Annotated in this window: 11 protein-coding genes; 7 read left to right on the top strand and 4 right to left on the bottom strand. The window is 52.7% G+C overall.

What is annotated here, in order from left to right:
* Positions 1-88 precede the first annotated feature (88 nt).
* The 3 genes from ACY4LX_RS11610 to ACY4LX_RS11600 form a co-directional block, all read right to left on the bottom strand.
* Complete coding sequence (locus ACY4LX_RS11610) at positions 89-1036, bottom strand: diguanylate cyclase (protein ID WP_463259953.1); 948 nt, start codon at positions 1034-1036, stop codon at positions 89-91.
* Complete coding sequence (locus ACY4LX_RS11605) at positions 1036-5586, bottom strand: CHASE domain-containing protein (protein WP_463259952.1); 4551 nt, start codon at positions 5584-5586, stop codon at positions 1036-1038. The genes ACY4LX_RS11610 and ACY4LX_RS11605 overlap by 1 nt, the downstream gene beginning before the upstream one ends.
* A 435-nt stretch (positions 5587-6021) precedes the next feature.
* Positions 6022-6528 carry a P-loop nucleotide/nucleoside kinase family protein gene (locus ACY4LX_RS11600; RefSeq protein WP_463259951.1) on the bottom strand — a complete coding sequence of 169 codons (507 nt, stop codon included), beginning with the start codon at positions 6526-6528 and terminating at the stop codon, positions 6022-6024.
* A 274-nt stretch (positions 6529-6802) separates the two neighbouring features.
* Between ACY4LX_RS11600 and ACY4LX_RS11595 the strand changes: the two genes are divergently transcribed.
* The 5 genes from ACY4LX_RS11595 (at position 6803) to ACY4LX_RS11575 (ending at position 14259) form a co-directional block, all read left to right on the top strand.
* Positions 6803-8161, top strand: a complete 1359-nt coding sequence (locus ACY4LX_RS11595; RefSeq protein ID WP_463259950.1) for an IS630 family transposase — start codon at positions 6803-6805, stop codon at positions 8159-8161.
* Between the two features lie 268 nt (positions 8162-8429).
* A complete protein-coding gene (locus ACY4LX_RS11590; protein WP_463260581.1) occupies positions 8430-10673 on the top strand; it encodes a type VI secretion system Vgr family protein in 2244 nt (747 codons plus the stop codon).
* 3 nt (positions 10674-10676) lie between these two features.
* On the top strand, positions 10677-11966 hold the full coding sequence (locus ACY4LX_RS11585; protein WP_463259949.1) for a VRR-NUC domain-containing protein: 1290 nt from the start codon (positions 10677-10679) through the stop codon (positions 11964-11966).
* 12 nt (positions 11967-11978) lie between these two features.
* Positions 11979-13112, top strand: coding sequence for a DUF3396 domain-containing protein (locus ACY4LX_RS11580; protein ID WP_463259948.1), 1134 nt, complete (start codon positions 11979-11981; stop codon positions 13110-13112).
* Positions 13113-13134: 22 nt separating this feature from the next.
* Entirely contained in the window at positions 13135-14259 is a 1125-nt protein-coding gene (locus ACY4LX_RS11575) for a type VI immunity family protein (RefSeq protein ID WP_463259947.1), read from the top strand.
* A 308-nt stretch (positions 14260-14567) separates the two neighbouring features.
* On the opposite strand, the gene ACY4LX_RS11570 is transcribed toward ACY4LX_RS11575, so the two are convergent.
* Entirely contained in the window at positions 14568-14933 is a 366-nt protein-coding gene (locus ACY4LX_RS11570) for a histone-like nucleoid-structuring protein, MvaT/MvaU family (protein WP_463259946.1), read from the bottom strand.
* Between the two features lie 111 nt (positions 14934-15044).
* Between ACY4LX_RS11570 and ACY4LX_RS11565 the strand changes: the two genes are divergently transcribed.
* Both ACY4LX_RS11565 and ACY4LX_RS11560 read left to right on the top strand, forming a co-directional pair.
* Positions 15045-15299 (top strand): hypothetical protein, encoded by a 255-nt coding sequence (locus tag ACY4LX_RS11565; protein WP_463259945.1) that lies wholly within the window; start codon positions 15045-15047, stop codon positions 15297-15299.
* A gap of 81 nt (positions 15300-15380) precedes the next feature.
* Positions 15381-15713, top strand: a complete 333-nt coding sequence (locus tag ACY4LX_RS11560; protein WP_463259944.1) for a hypothetical protein — start codon at positions 15381-15383, stop codon at positions 15711-15713.
* Positions 15714-15769: the final 56 nt, after the last annotated feature.

The following is a 15769-nucleotide window of genomic DNA, read 5'->3' as shown; positions in this document are numbered from 1 at the left end:
TCGACTCGTCACTTTAAAATAGGCGATGGTCGAAGTCAGCCAAAATCACATGACTACTTCAGACCATCCTTAGCAGCAGTAGAGACTTTTACTTGGACGATATTGCTGATGAACATACCCTAGCTCTACCAGCTATCTTCGCTCTGTAGAGTTGCTTGTCCGCCGCCTCTATCAAAGCGCTAATAGTAAGATCGCCAGTGGGAGTTACCGTTGCGACGCCAAGAGAAACCGTGACCACACTATTCACATCTGAAGCAGAATGCTCGATACCTAAAGCTCGGATGCGCTCTTGCATTCGCTCTGCAATTTCCACCGCGCCAGCAAGGTTTGTATTGGGCAGCACGCAGGCAAACTCTTCGCCGCCGTACCGAGCTACTAGGTCATACGGGCGCCTAACCGTTAGGGATAACTCTTGGGCAACAGATTTCAAGCAGCCATCTCCCGCCTGATGCCCGTATTGGTCGTTGTAGCGTTTAAAAAAATCGACATCCACTAAAACGAGCGATAGCGGCTTTCGCTCTCTAAAGCACTGGCGCCAATCCGCCAAAATATCCTCATCGAATTTGCGTCGGTTGGCCACTCCGGTAAGGCCGTCCATCAACGCCATTGAACGCAGCAGATCGTTCTGTAGTTTCAAGGTCAGATGTGTTCTTACCCGAGCTCTGACAATGGTGGGATTGATGGGCTTGCTGATGAAGTCCACCGCGCCAAGCTCCAGACCGGACACTTCATCTGACTCCTGCTGCTGCGCGGTAATGAATATGATTGGAATGCCCTGGGTCGCAGGGTCAGCCTTGAGTCGACGACATACTTCATGCCCGTCAATGCCCTCCATGACCACATCCAGCAAAATCAGGTCGGGTAGTTGTAGCTGGCATACCCCGATCGCCTGTTCACCACTGGTGGCCATGAACACATCACAGTCCTCACGAAATAGCTCATGGAGTACCCGGATATTTGTCGGTTGGTCGTCGACAATAAGGAGTTTGGGACGGTTATGGGGATGCGGTAACCAATTTTCCATCGATTGTTCCATCAGGCAGATTTCAAAAGTTCACGACCAATCGGCAACGCAGCCGAAAAGTCTAGTAACTGCACCATGGCAACAAGTTCGTCGAACTGCGGCCGCAGGGATTGCGGAGTTTTTGAAGCCAGTGCGTCTGCCAGCTCTATGGCTTGTAGGTTGCCCGCTTCCAGCAACAATAAGATCTCCTCCATGCACTCTCTCCATTGCGCAGGCGCCATTGAATCCTCGCCTGTACTGATGTTTTCACGTGGACTCTGGCCAAATTCGAGATTCATCTGTTCAAGACTTTGTTGCAGTAACACACTTATTTCATCAAACCATGTTGAGTCAGCAAAGGTGCTCGCAACAGATTCTGCATCACCGTGATTTAGTGCGTGCTCCAAGTTGCCTGCCTGCAGCGACAGTGCTTTTGCACCCATGGTACCGCTGCTGCCTTTAATGGAATGGAGCACGAAAGCGGCCCCCGAGGCATCTTGGCGCTGGATCTGATCCCGCAACCGAATTAGCTGTTTTTCCGATTCCGGGCCAAAGTTACGCAGCACATTGCGGATCAAATCAAGATCACCGCCAAATCGATCAATGATCGATGCACGAGACTCGATCACGCCTTCGGCTGTATTGCCTTGCCTCAAAAATGGAGAGGCTTGGTTTTCCTCACGGCCCGTTTGAAAAAGTAACGTTGCGACGAGTTGCTCCAGATTTATGGGCTTGCCGACATGCTCATTCATCCCCGCCGCCAGGCAAGCCTCACGGTCTGTATTGGAAGCATTTGCGGTCATCGCCACAATCGGCAACGCTGCAAAGCGCGAATTCGATCGAATGCGACGGGTCGCCTCAAAACCATCAATATCCGGCATCTGGATATCCATTAGCACGGCGTCGAAGGGCACACTCTCAGCCACTACCCTGCTCACACCTTCAAGCCCACCTTCAGCCAGCATCACCTCAGCGCCCTCGCCTGCCAGTAACTCATCGGCAACCTGCCGATTGAGCATATTGTCTTCCACTACCAATAGCCGCAGCCCGGCAAGACGGCGCGGCCTGTCAACGGCAGATCTAGATGGAGATGATTGCACAAGACCTTTGCCATCGAATGCTTGCAGAACAGCATCGGCTAACTGTTTAGGAGTAACAGGCTTGGTAAGAAATCCCACGAAGGGAGCGTCTCCCATTTGATGGGCATCGGCCAGCACTTCGCGGCCGTAAGCGGTGATCATAATGACCTTTGGCGGTGGCATGCCTTTGCCTTGCTGCTGGATCAATTGCGCAGCGCTCAGCCCATCCATATCGGACATCCGCCAGTCCATCAGCACCACGTCGTAGGCTTCGCCTCGCGCCCGGGCTTTTTTTACCGACTCAACCGCTAGTGTGCCATCACTCACGTGATCGGCCTTCCATCCCATCGCGTGAACGGTTCTCAGCAGCAACTCACCTGCCATGGCGTTGTCGTCAACGATCAATATGCGCATAGATACATCGACTTTTGGACAGACCGACCTCAGCAGCGAAGTCTTAGCTACATCCAAGGTTATATCGAACCAGAAGCGACTACCGGCGCCCTGTTTGCTCTCCACCTGAAGCTCCCCGCCCATCAAGGTGACCAGCCGCTTGCAGATCACCAAGCCCAAACCTGTGCCGCCAAAGCGGCGAGTGGTCGACGCCTCGGCCTGAGTGAAACCTTCAAAAATTCGCTGAAGTTGTTCAGGACTGATACCAATGCCTGTATCAGAAACGGCAATGCGCACGCTCACAGAGCTTTCTGTGCGCAACAGTTGCTCGACGCTGACCACTATCTGGCCTTCCATGGTGAACTTGAGAGCATTACCCGCTAGGTTTATCAGCACCTGTTGCAGCCGCAGGCTATCGCCTATCAGTTCGTTGGGTAAATTAGAGTCCAGGTCGAACATGACCTCGACCTCTTTTTGACCCTGGTTGCCTGCCAACACAACGGCTAGGTCACGCATGAGTGGTTCGAGCTCAAACGGGTGCACATCGAGTTGCAGCTTGCCGGCCTCAATCTTGGAGTAGTCGAGGATGTCATTGAGCAAGCCCAGCAGCGATTTCGCAGCGGTCTGCGCTTTGCTCACATAATCGAGCTGACGGCCATTCAGGTCAGTATTTTGCACCAACTGCAACATACCCAACACAGCATTCATCGGCGTGCGTATTTCATGGCTCATGTTGGCCAGAAAGGCAGACTTAGCCGCACTCGCTGCATCGGCCTGCTCCTTAGCGTAAAGCAGGCGAGACTCCAGTTCGCGTTGGATAGTTATGTCACGATTGATACCGGTGACACGCAATACGACACCACTATTATCGCGTTCAATTTGTGCGCCGGCATGGATATAGCGTATCTGGCCATCAAGCCGAACAATACGAAAAATCGAATTGTATACATCCAGCCCCTTGACTGCGGCACTCAACTGTCCCGCCGCTGCCACAACATCGTCTGGGTGGACGCGAGAGTACCAATGCTCATAACTCAGACCAGTATTGCGTAATAGCAGCGGCAGATCGTAAAACTCGAACATACGTTCATTCCACTGCAAGGAATTGTCCGCAAGTGTCCAAGACCAGATACCCAACTCCGCTACCTCAGCGGCCATCAACAGATGATCACGGGCCGCCATCAGTTCGCTACGTTGTTTTTGTGTTCTCTCCAAACTTGCGGACTGCTCCTCTTCGGAGACTTTACGTTCGGTGATGTCTAGCGCTATCCCCAGGTAGCCGCTCAACTCGCCATTCTCATCACGCATGGCCGTGACCACTAGAGTGACGGGGAGCTGCGATCCGTCCTTACGGATGTACGTCCATTCACGTGTTTCTGCACCGTCAAGTTCCGGTTTATGGACGAGCACTTGGAAACCCTCGATTAACTGAGCGAACTCCTTGGTCAGCTCAGCGCCACGAGCAGCGACTTCCTCCGGTAAATGGAATAACGCAGGCGTATGTTTATCCAGTAACTCATCGGCGTCATAACCCAACAAATGCTCTGCGCCTTTGTTAAACACACGGATAACACCGTCAAGGTCTGTCGCGATGATCGAGACCTCAGTGGCCGAACGCAGCACAGAGCCCAACAAGAGATTGAGTTGCCGCAACTCGGAAGTCCGTTGCGCTACCTGTTCTTCCAGATTGGAGTTGAGTTCGAGAATTCGTGCCTCTGCTGCTTTTTTTGCAGAGACATCCCTGACCGTTTTGGAGGCTCCAACGACGCGACCACCCTCGCCATAAATGGGGGAGATGCTGGCGGAGACATCAATCAGCTGACTATCCTTTCGACGGCGTTGAGTATCAAAGCTGGTGATTCGCTCCCCAGATTTTATGCGCTCAAGAATATGAGCTTCCTCAGCTACAAACTCTTCAGGAACAATCAGACTGACCAGTTTCTGGCCTACTGCTTCCGCGGCGGTATAGCCAAAAAGGTGCTCGGCCCCCCTGTTCCAATTGGTCACGATGCCATCAAGCGTTTTTCCGATAATGCCATCAGCCGAGCTCTCGACGATGGCAGCCAGACTTGCCTGCTCGGCCAATATCTGACGCCGACGCTGGCGACTGACACTAACGACACCAACTAGAGCAGCCAGTAGAAGGGTGACTAGACCACCAAGAATGAGCAGTGCTTTCGGCGAGACCTGATGCAAACGTTGGATGAACAGAGGATTTGCGCCAAGTTCAATTTGCCACCGCCTCCCATATACCTCACGCTCCAGCTGATGGATCATTAGCGATTCTTGGCTAGTCGAGTCGTCGGTACTTTCATAAAAAAGCACCTCTTGTCCTGGGACAGTGATATCTCTCATACGCAGGTGAACGGTCTCATTTTCTATACGCAGACCTTTGAGTACCTCCTCTATTTGCAACGCGGCATAGCTCCAGCCAAGAGCCGCAGTTTCTCGCTCAGCGGCAGTCGCCGGAACAATACCTGTGCGAAAGATTGGCAAAAGAACCAAAAAAGACTGCTGCGGTTTTCCCATTGCCTGTATCAGCGTGATGGGGCCGGTGATCCGCGCCTTTCCGCTTTGCATCGCGTATTGGGCGGCTTCACGACGTGAAGTCTCCGAAGCAATATCCAGGCCGATTGCAGACTGGTTACTCTCAACAGGTGCGACATACTGGACGATGTAGCGCTCGCCCGAATGCGGTGATATTTGGCGAATGGAAAAATCAGCTTTCCCATCGGCGCGGGCCTGCTTGAGAAACTCACTTTCGTCGTGCTCCGTCACCCGCCTGACAAAGCCCATCGCCCGTGCACCGGGAAACTCGGAAGCAAGGTCACGCGTTTGGCTATATCGATCGAAAATCTCGCGGCTAATGCCATGCTCACCCGCTGTCAGTACAGCGCCACGAGCTCCTCTCAACCCGTATTGGTAGAGATTGAGACGAGTTGAGACCGATTCTGCTGCGTCCTCTGCGGCTACTGCAAGAGCGTCTGTAGCCCGTTTTTCGTTGATACGCTCAAGCATCCAGCTTCCCAGGATGCTTGCTCCGAACCCCACCACCAGAGTGATAGCTACTCCCCAGCCCCATGCAAAAAATTTATGTTTTCTCACCTGCATAATTCCGTTGCAGAAGGCATTCGCCTTAATTATTAAATTTCGAACCCTGGCGGGGGTGCCTGAAGCTTAGTTCGCATACATAACATAGGCCTTAAACCGCGAGTTGGAAAATCAGCGGGGTTATTGAAAATTGTGCGGTGCGCCCGGTTCTTAGGGCTTGAGCGCGGTTTTTGCTGAAATTAATGTCTCCAGGTTACCGGTATCCCCAGTACCAGTACGGTATGGGTTTCCATCCGACCCAATATCACTCTGAATCGGCCTAGGTTTCTTAGACACCAGAGTAAGTTTGCTCTTGGTCGACTCCCTCCTGTCGTGACCGGCAGAGGTTGTCCGATTTCCGTCTGTCATGACGGACTGAGATCGGCTACGTATCCCGCGCGCCAGAGCATCAGCGTCCGCTGATCATCCCTTGCTAGATTGGGCCTTTAGCTGGCGCTACTCCCCAGATAAAAATCGTCTGGCGATCATCGCCACTGCTTCCGCCGGAGACGTCAGGGCTGTATCTATATTAAATGGTGCGTTATCCCACGCCTCATACTCATGATCCAATACAGGCTGCCAAGTTGGTGGAGCCAGTCCAAGAATATCGGTCTTCCTGGCTTCAACCCTTCGCTGGTGTTCATGGTTATCAGAGCACACGATCTGGATATTCAATAATGGAACACCAGACCGTGTAGCGATTTCGCTCCACGCTTGTCGGCTTTCGATTACTGGATTCACACAGTCAACTATGACCGTGTTGCCAGAACGAAGATTGGTCAGAGCAAGCTCATTAGCGACCATGTAACCGCTCCGCCCCACATCGTGTTCAAGAGCACCAGAGTTTCGGATAGCCTGCTCTATCGTATCGATCCGCAGATACACGGCACTTGTTCGGGTGGCAAGGTCACTTGCGATAGTCGTTTTTCCAATACCTGGAAGGCCGCTGAAGACAATGAGCATTCTATGTCCTTCGGTTGGGAATTAACCCAGTCTAGTTGGTTGCCAGCTATGCAGCAGTAATTGGGCAATATCGGCGCTCTTGGATCGTTTGCTTTTGGCCGGGTACCACCTATCCCAGATAGGCGCATCCAGATGTTCGATTAGAGCACGTAGCAAGTGGTACGAACGGTAAACTCAGCAATCTGTTCGCCCATGGACGCCGTATTAGATTCTTGTGATTCCGAACCCGAAAGAGGCTTATATTCATTAGTATAGTTTCCTTAAGGAGGCGGCCGTGTATTCAAACCCATCGCAATGGCGACGGATCCGTAAACGGGTGCTCTTGTTAGGCGAGTCGATCCACTCCGTGGCAAAGAAGGAGGGGATGAGCAGGTCGACTCTGCGGAAAATCCTCATCTTCGAATCTCCGCCCGGTTATGGTGGCCGGAGCATCCCGAAGCCACAGCAAAGAAATCTTTCTCTTTCCCCATCCACTCCCCAAGTTGACATAGTGCGGCAGCGTTGGATGGAGTGGCTCTATGACATTGAACGTGGAGCCTCACCGAGAAATCCATTGCAGTCAGCTCTATACGGCTTGGGCCGCTATCGGCGCAAGAAAGTCCTCGCCGTAATGGCACGCATAAGTGGGTTCACCATCAACGCAATTGTCGAACATCTCGGCCTGTCCAAAGCGACTGTCAGGAAAGGTTCCGCGTTATTCGACACTGGTGGGCTCGATGCCCTGCTCGGCAGAAAGAAACGACTTCGTAAGGCTGACGACGATGCATTCAGGGCTGCCTTGTTCAGCCTGTTGCACGAGCCGCCGTCGCTCTCAGGATTCAACCGAACGACCTGGAGAATGGCCGATCTTAAAAAAACCCTCGCTGCCAAGGGATTCTCTGCGAGCGATGACGTTATACGCGAGGCAATTCGAAACACGGGATTCCGGTGGAGGTCGGCCAAGGTTGTTCTCACCAGCACCGATCCGAAGTACCGGCAGAAGCTCCAACGCGTCCAGTATGTTCTTTCCCACTTGGGTGACAACGAGCGCTTCTTCTCTATCGATGAATACGGGCCGTTCGCCGTAAAGGCCAAGCCCGGACGCATTCTTGCCGGGCCCGGCCAGAGCCCTAGCGTGCCTCAATGGCAGAAATCGAAGGGATGGCTGATAGCGACAGCCGCCCTAGAGCTTTCACACAACCAGGTGACGCACTTCTACTCTCGGGCAAAAAACACGACCGAGATGATCAGGATGGCCGAAATACTCCTAAACGAATACCGTACTGCGAAAACACTCTACCTCTCATGGGACGCAGCTTCCTGGCACATGTCTAAGCAGTTACTGGCTTTCGTTGAAAAGAACAATGCTAGGGCCGACGGCATGCCCCGTATTGAGCTAGCGCCGCTGCCGGCCTCGGCGCAGTTCCTGAACGTCATTGAGTCAGTGTTTAGCGGAATGGCTCGGGCGATCATCCACAATAGTGATTATTCGTCGGTGAAAGCGGCGAGCGAGGCTATTGACCGCTATTTCGAGGAACGCAACCGCTATTACGCTGAGAATCCAAAACCGGCGGGGAATAAGATTTGGGGGAAAGAGAGAACAGAGGCCACCTTCGATCCGGCCAACAACTGCAAAGATCCAGCCTACCGATAGCGAGACGGTATTGAAACGGGATTGGCGGCTTCGACCCCAAGTAGGCGAACGGCCCTGGAGTACCTACTGCGCATAGAGGTTGCAGATATAAAGTCCATACCGTAGTGCTAGGAACCTTGCCTCATGTGTCATCCATTACCATGCGAAAGATGCTGTGGGAGTTCTGATTTATAGCAACAAAACTCAGCACCAATTTTACATTGAGGAAGCAAAGGGAATCCTGCACCATTGTCCATTCCTGGATGGTTTCAATGGATGGATTCAAGGCATGCTGGATGCAAACGCAACTCATATTTCCCTAACGCTGGAGGGCGTATCTGTTGACCTCCAGGTACTCAGTTTTGTTGGCCGCGAAGCCCTCAACCAGCCGTTCAGTTTCGACATCGAACTGGTCAGCCCTCGCCCCGACCTGAAACTCGAAGAGCTGCTGCACAAGCCCGGCTGCCTCACCTTCGGTGCCACTGGTAAAGGCATCATCCACGGCCTGGTCTATCGCATCGAACAAGGCGACTCAGGCAAGAAGCTGACCCGCTACAGCATCAGCCTGGTGCCGCAACTCGCCTATCTGCGACACAACCATGATCAGCAAATCTTCCAGCACCTGACCGTGCCGAAGATCATCGCCCAGGTTCTCGAAGCGCGCGGCATCCTCGCCGATGCCTACAGCTTCCAGCTCGGCGCGATCTACCCGGAACGCGATTACTGCGTGCAGTACGACGAATCCGACCTGCATTTCATCCAGCGCCTGTGCGAAGAAGAAGGCATTCACTTCCACTTCCAGCACAGCACCAGCGGCCACAAACTGGTATTCGGCGATGACCAGACGGTCTTTCGTAAACTCACCCCCGTGAGCTACCAGCAAGACTCCGGCATGGCCGCCGAGAAACCAGTAATCAAGCGTTTCAACCTACGCCTGGAAACCCGCACCACCCGCGTCAGCCGTCGCGACTACGATTTCGAAAAGCCGAGTATCCTGCCCGAAGGCGCCGCCAAGAGCGAGTTCGCTCCAGACTTGGAAGACTACGACTACCCTGGCCGTTTCACCGACCGTGCACGCGGAAAACAATTAGCGACCCGTGCCCTGGAACGCCATCGCAGCGACTACAAACTCGCCGAAGGCAAAGGCGATGAGCCGACTCTGGTCAGCGGCCACTTCTTGGCCCTGAGCGAGCACCCGCGTGCCGAGTGGAACGACCTCTGGCTGCTGCTGGAAGTAATTCATGAAGGCAAACAACCGCAGGTGCTGGGCGAGAACATCACTAGCGACGTCACCCACAGTAAGGACGACTTCCACCAGGGTTACCGTAACCGCTTCCTAGCCACACCCTGGGACGCACACTACCGCCCGGCACTTGATCACCCAAAACCCAAAGTCCTTGGTAGCCAGACCGCCATCGTCACCGGCCCCAAAGGCGAGGAAATCCACACCGACCAATACGGCCGCGTCAAAGTCCAGTTTTTCTGGGATCGCGACGGCCAAGGCGACGACAACACCACTTGCTGGCTACGCGTCGCCACCGGCTGGGCCGGCAACGCCTACGGCGGCATCGCCATCCCGCGCATCGGCATGGAAGTGCTGGTTTCGTTCATGGAAGGCGACCCCGACCAACCACTGATCACCGGCTGCCTGTACCACAAGGAAAACGTTGTCCCCTACGACCTGCCGGCGAACAAAACTCGCAGTACGTTCAAGACGCTCAGTTCACCGGGTGGCAAGGGCTACAACGAATTCCGGATCGAAGATAAGAAAGGTGCGGAACAGATTTATCTGCATGCCCAGCGCGATTGGGATGAAAACATCGAGCACGACCAGAAGATTCGCATCGGCAATGAACGGCATGACACCGTTGAGGCGAATGTTTTTAGTGAGTTCAAGGTTGAAGAACATCGCATTACGCATCTGGATCGTAGGTCTGAAGCGCGGGCGGATGATCACCTGACGGTTGCGGTGACCCAGCATGTGAAGGTCGGGACGGCGCAGTTTGTTGAGGCTGGAACGGAGATTCACTACCACGCAGGGGAAAAGGTTGTGGTTGAGGGCGGCATGGAGCTTACGGCGAAGGCTGGCGGGAGCTTTGTGAAGGTTGATGCCGGAGGAGTGACAATCAGTGGTGCGCAGGTCAAGACCAACTCAGGCGGATCGCCAGGTGTTGGCACGGGCATTCAGATATTGGGGCCTCTTTTGCCTGGTCAGGCCGATAAGGACAAGTTCGGGAAATTGCTCGAAAATGCCCCTCGCAGTCACAAAGCACGGTATTTGCTTCAGGACGAAAAAACAGGCGAACCGTTAGTAGGAAGCCCTTACACATTGAGGCTGGCCGACGGCACGCGTATCGCCGGTTACACCAACGAAGAAGGGAAGACCTTTCAGGCCCATAGTACCGACCCGGCCGAAGTGGAGTTGTTGACACCTCTTCGTAAGCCGGAGCCTGAAGAGCAATTGATCAGGGCGGGTGAAAGTGCTCCAAAGGAAATGACATTGGATTTCAAAAACGCCAACTCGGAGGGCTGATACATGGCAGTCATGCAACCACCTCAAACGCCGCAGGGCTGCACTAATACCAGTATTGAAGGAACGATCAAACAGGCTCCACTGCCCAACCCGGACAACAAGCCTTACTTGATGGAAAAAGCGAATTACGCTTCGAGGTTTCCGAAGTTATCTATCAAGAAGGCAAAGGACGGTGGCGTCACAGGTTTGGAGCTCAAACAACTTGTTATGAGTGGGTTGATCCGGGCGGACGAGTACCGCTGGGATTTTCTCTGGGACTACAAAGCGGAAGTCTGCTTTGACATGGCATCCCTTCCACCCAAACCATTTCTGAGCTCCTCGTGGTTCGGCGAAGATGAGAAACCCGATCCGATGAGGCGTCATACCTTATTTCCGTTCCCCAAAGGTTCGGTCAAAGGCTTGCTACGACGCCCAGACGTCATCATCGTAAAAAGTCGTGGTATTCGCTGGCCAGGACAAGCAGGGCCTGATCACCAGGGCGCTGCTCATCCAAACAATCTAGAACGGCTAGTGGAAGTGAAATTTCCAGGGGACAAACTGTACCCCGAACAGGAGCGAGCTTATCTGCTAATCGCCGGGGGCCGTGGCCGATTCTCTGTCTTAGAGATCAACGACTGCCGCGATGATGATGATCGTGAACGAGACCGTCAGTACAACAGAGAACACAAACCAACAGGTGAATTCAATCCTCTGCAATGGCCAACGCTTTTGCCGCCTCGCAATTACGGTGAAGCATCGAGGCCCGCGCCCGTTCCAGTGCCAGCCTACGGCCCAACAACAACACCAAGGCCCGCACATGTCGAAAGCTGGACTCAGCAAGTTCAGTCTGCTGTAGATGGTCTTTTAGAGCAGGGTGCTGAAGGTATCAGGCAGCTGTCGCAAGAAGTCCAACAACATTTGGAGGACGCGGCTACTTGGTTAGGTACCAAAGGTGATTGGGTTCGTCGTGAATCGCAGAAAACATGGGAATGGATGGGTGAGACTGGCGCTCAGGTAATGCGCTGGACGGATGAGCAATTACGAGCCATCTGGAAAGAGGTGCAACGATATACAGATATCACATTGGAAATGCTGCGGCAGATTGACTGGATACAGGTCTTAATAGACGTGGGTATTGCTGTAGCCACCGTGGTTGTAGCTTTTGCTATAGGGGCAGCAGTTGTCGCTGCCGGCATCCCTGCTGGCCTCGTAGCGGGCCTGCTGGTCATTATCCGTTTAGCTCAAGTCTCCTGGGCCCTGCTAGCCACAATTTTGGGCGGAGCTGCAGTTACCGCTACAGCAACCGCCGGCTAAATGAGAGATCACATGAACATATTGGAAAAGCTGGAACAACAAGCTCCCGACCTTACCTTCGAGTTGCCGGACGGGAAACCTGTGGTCAGACTAGGTCTAATCCTTACCTTGTATTTTAAACATGGTTACACAAGCGAAACCAAAGAAAAGCTTCTGGAATGTTTTCGCCGTTTTTACGGCGAGCATCAGAAAAAACTAAAATGTTTGGTCTACGGGCGTCATAAAAAGCTGACCACTGACAACTTCGAAAAATCTCAACAAGCCATTTTAATGAGTGGCGGAAATGACGAATTCAGTTTGTTTCTAGGTAGTGCTTCTAACGAGGCCGAAGCGGATGAATATTCTCTTTGCGCGATGAACTCCTTTGAAGTACACGGCGACAAACTCCGTTCCTACATCAAACTTGTGATGCCTTGGAGCATCCTCACGGAGCCCGACGGTCGGTCAAAATTCCAGGAATGGGCTGAATATTTATGTGATCAAGTCAAAGCGGAGCACGGATATGGAGGTTTATCGAGCATTCTGCCATATGACTACCACAGCTATATTCCTACTGAGTATCAACTGGCTCTGCAATACTCTGGGCTAGAAGTCGACTCCATGCCACACGCTTCGTCAATCGAGTTGCTGGACGCCATAAAAGGGGTCAATTGGTTCACCATTTTAGGAACTGATTTTGTGAATCGTCTAGGCGGCGAAGCCGTACTTCGCCATGCGTTCAGTGGTCGCGGAGATATTGAAATCCTGACTTATAGCAACGGTCTTATTATTAAAGCTGGTGAGTACCCAGAACTCGGACAAACGGAAGATGGCCCTCCTGCAGCTTATGTAGCGGTGAATAAAGTAATCAAACAGATACGAATTCAGCAACCAGATCAACTGCATCCCTACTCGCCATATGGGGATGGCTTCGAGGAGAAAAGTACCGCTCGATGGTATGCGCGCTTCGACCAAGACGACTCCAATGTCGCTGCACCTTCTCGCATTGAATCTGGCAAAACTTGCACCAAGGAGGGGTACTGGTTCACTCCTGCGAAAACGAACTCACTCCGCCATTTCCGACAAGGTGAAATTATGCCAAATTTCAGTGGCTCAGACTGGGGCGCTACACTCTGGTATTGGTCGGGTGAGGAGCAAAAAGCGTGAGGTGGGCGGTAGAGAAGTCTCGATGGGCGCTCTGAAAAATCTAATCGAGAGCGTGCCAAACTTTGAATTTTGGCTACCGGATAACATAGCTGTCGTCAGGCTGGGGCTGATTGCTACGGTGTATTTCAAAGAAGGTTATTTGCTTGAAAACAAGAAAAAAGTCATGGAGTGCTTCGACCGCTTCAAGGAAGAATTTGGTCAATATCTAAAGGGGCAATTTGATGGTCGCTATAAAAAACTGACCGACGATAGTTTCAAAAAAACGACTCTGAAGATTCTTGGAACTGATTCGAACGAACAATATGAATGGCACATTAGCAGTGCTCCGACCGCAAATGAAGCCGCTGAGTACGGCCTTTCGGCATTGAACTCTTTCGAAGTCCATGGCGACCAGAAACGCTCTTATCTGAAACTCACTTTGCCTTGGGCTTTTTTGCAGGAAGCTGATGGCGCTGCTCGATATCAGAACTGGCTGGTTTACCTCTCTAACCAGGTTAGGGCTGAACATGGTTATGGCGGCCTTTCCAGCGTTCTACCCTATGACTTCGATAGCTACATGCCTATGGAATTTCAGCTTGCTCAGCAGTTCTCCGGACTTGAAGTGGACTCTATGGTGCACAATTTTAAGCGAGAACTGCTCGATCACATTAAGGGCGTGAACTGGTACACCGTTCTTGGAAAGCAGTTTGTGGAGCGGCTCGGGGGCGAAGACCGACTACGTCATGCTTTTGGTGGGCGTGGCGATGTAGAAGTATTGAGATACGAGAACGGACTGATCATTCGTGCGGGTGACCTCCCCCAGTTGGGCGCAGAAAATGAACAGCTTCCCTCTGCCTATGTGGCGGTCAATCGAGTCGTAAAATCGTTGCGCATCCCTAATCCAGATCAACTGCACACCTACTCTCCTTACGGAAACTGCTTCGAAGAAGACAGCACGGCCCGCTGGTACGCTCGCTTCGACCAAGAAGATAGTCAATCAAAAACTCCCGCACGCCTTGAGGCCGGTCAGCCATGCAGCGCGGCAGGTTACTGGTTCAGTCCAGCTCAATCCGACTCCCGACGTTATTTCAATCAGGGAGAAATCCTGCCGAGTTTCAGCGGCTCAAGCTGGGGCGATACGCTTTGGTATTGGTCGGGTGAGAAGTAACTCAATGGCGGTTGCCGGTCAGAGTTCACTTCCGAATGCTGGCAACGCGTCGCCATACCCGCTAGCGAATTTCTAACGGCCTAGTACGTTGAAATGCATCCGAGTCAAAGCAGCAAAAAGGTTGATCAGGCTACGCGGTTGCCCAGCTCCATGGCTGTATGCACGCAGAACAGATGTCTAACCCCCGAGATGACCTGTACTCCATATGTAAGAAATTCAGAGGCATCCCCCAGGCTCACACTCAAAACCGACCTAGATAAGCGTTAGCAAAAAGGGCGCGTAAACGCCCTTTTGTACTCAAAACAAGATCACTTGGTCAGCCAGGACTCGACGTTGTCCGAGCCATATTTTGCTTTCCATTCCTTCAGCGTTCGGTGGTTGCCGCCTTTGGTTTCCACGACTTCACCAGATTCCGGATTTTTGTAGACCTTCACCTGGCGAGGCTTGCGATTGCTGCTCTTCGACTCAGCAGCGGGTGCGCGACGACCTGCCTTTGGATCAAGTAGGTTGACGATGTCTTTTAAGATGAAGCCATACTTCGCCAATAAGGCACGGAGCTTTGTTTCGAATTCGATTTCAGCCTTCAAGCCCGCGTCACCTTTGAGGGCTTCGAGTGCTTGAAGCTGTTCAGCTAAGTGTTTTTCGAGCTGACGGAACTCTGCGAGTTTGGACATGGGAAATCTCTCCGTGATTGTTATTCTAACGTTACACCAAAAACTCCAATTTGCATGAAGCGAGGTGCGTTTACTTTACTCATTAAGTCGTCTCCGTTGCAGGATTCGCACTTGAGCAAACGTCCATTAATAGACATTTGGCGACGAGCGAAGGTTCGTAATATCGCGACAGAACATTGGTGTGATGGCGCCGTATCTGACTCTGATTTGCGGAATGAATTGTCAGCGGTGGTGTCGTTTGTATTAGACACCTTGGTGTCGAAATCCCGCTCAGATAAAGAGGTAATTTTCATGAACAATATCATCTACATCGTTGGGGCAGTGGTGATCGTCCTAGTCATCCTGTCGTTTGTCGGCCTTGTATAGCCTACCTCAGCTGAAACCCATTCTTGTGACGCCGCTAGCGGTTGAGTACGAGCCCACCACGGTACTCAGAGGCATTCCGACATGTACCCGACGACTCCTGACGGTCGCTACTTTGTGGTCAAAGGGCAGCTCTGGCGATGCAGCAACCCATCGCTGAGTGAGGATGTGCGGCAGCAATTGGTCAACGACTTGATGGCGGCGCGTCGTGAGGTAAAGGCAGCGAAAGCTTCTGGCGATCCCGGGCAGTTGTCGGCGGTAAGGGTAAAGGTGCAGAAGGCCAAGGTAGCACTCGGGGAGCGCGGGCCGGTTTGGTGGAACGATGGAAGCCCTGACTTCAATAAGTGTCAGGTCGCCAATACACCCTATGCTGACTGGTATCTCTCACTGAGTGCCGCAAACCCTCCAGCGAGTTGACCGCAGCCCCAGCTACAATTCGCACGATACCGGCCAAGGGAGCGACCTCCCCTGGC

The organism is Pseudomonas sp. Emmai (assembly GCF_055179735.1).
The sequence above is the reverse complement of the archived record's forward strand: the minus strand, read 5'-3'. Positions and strand labels throughout refer to the sequence as shown.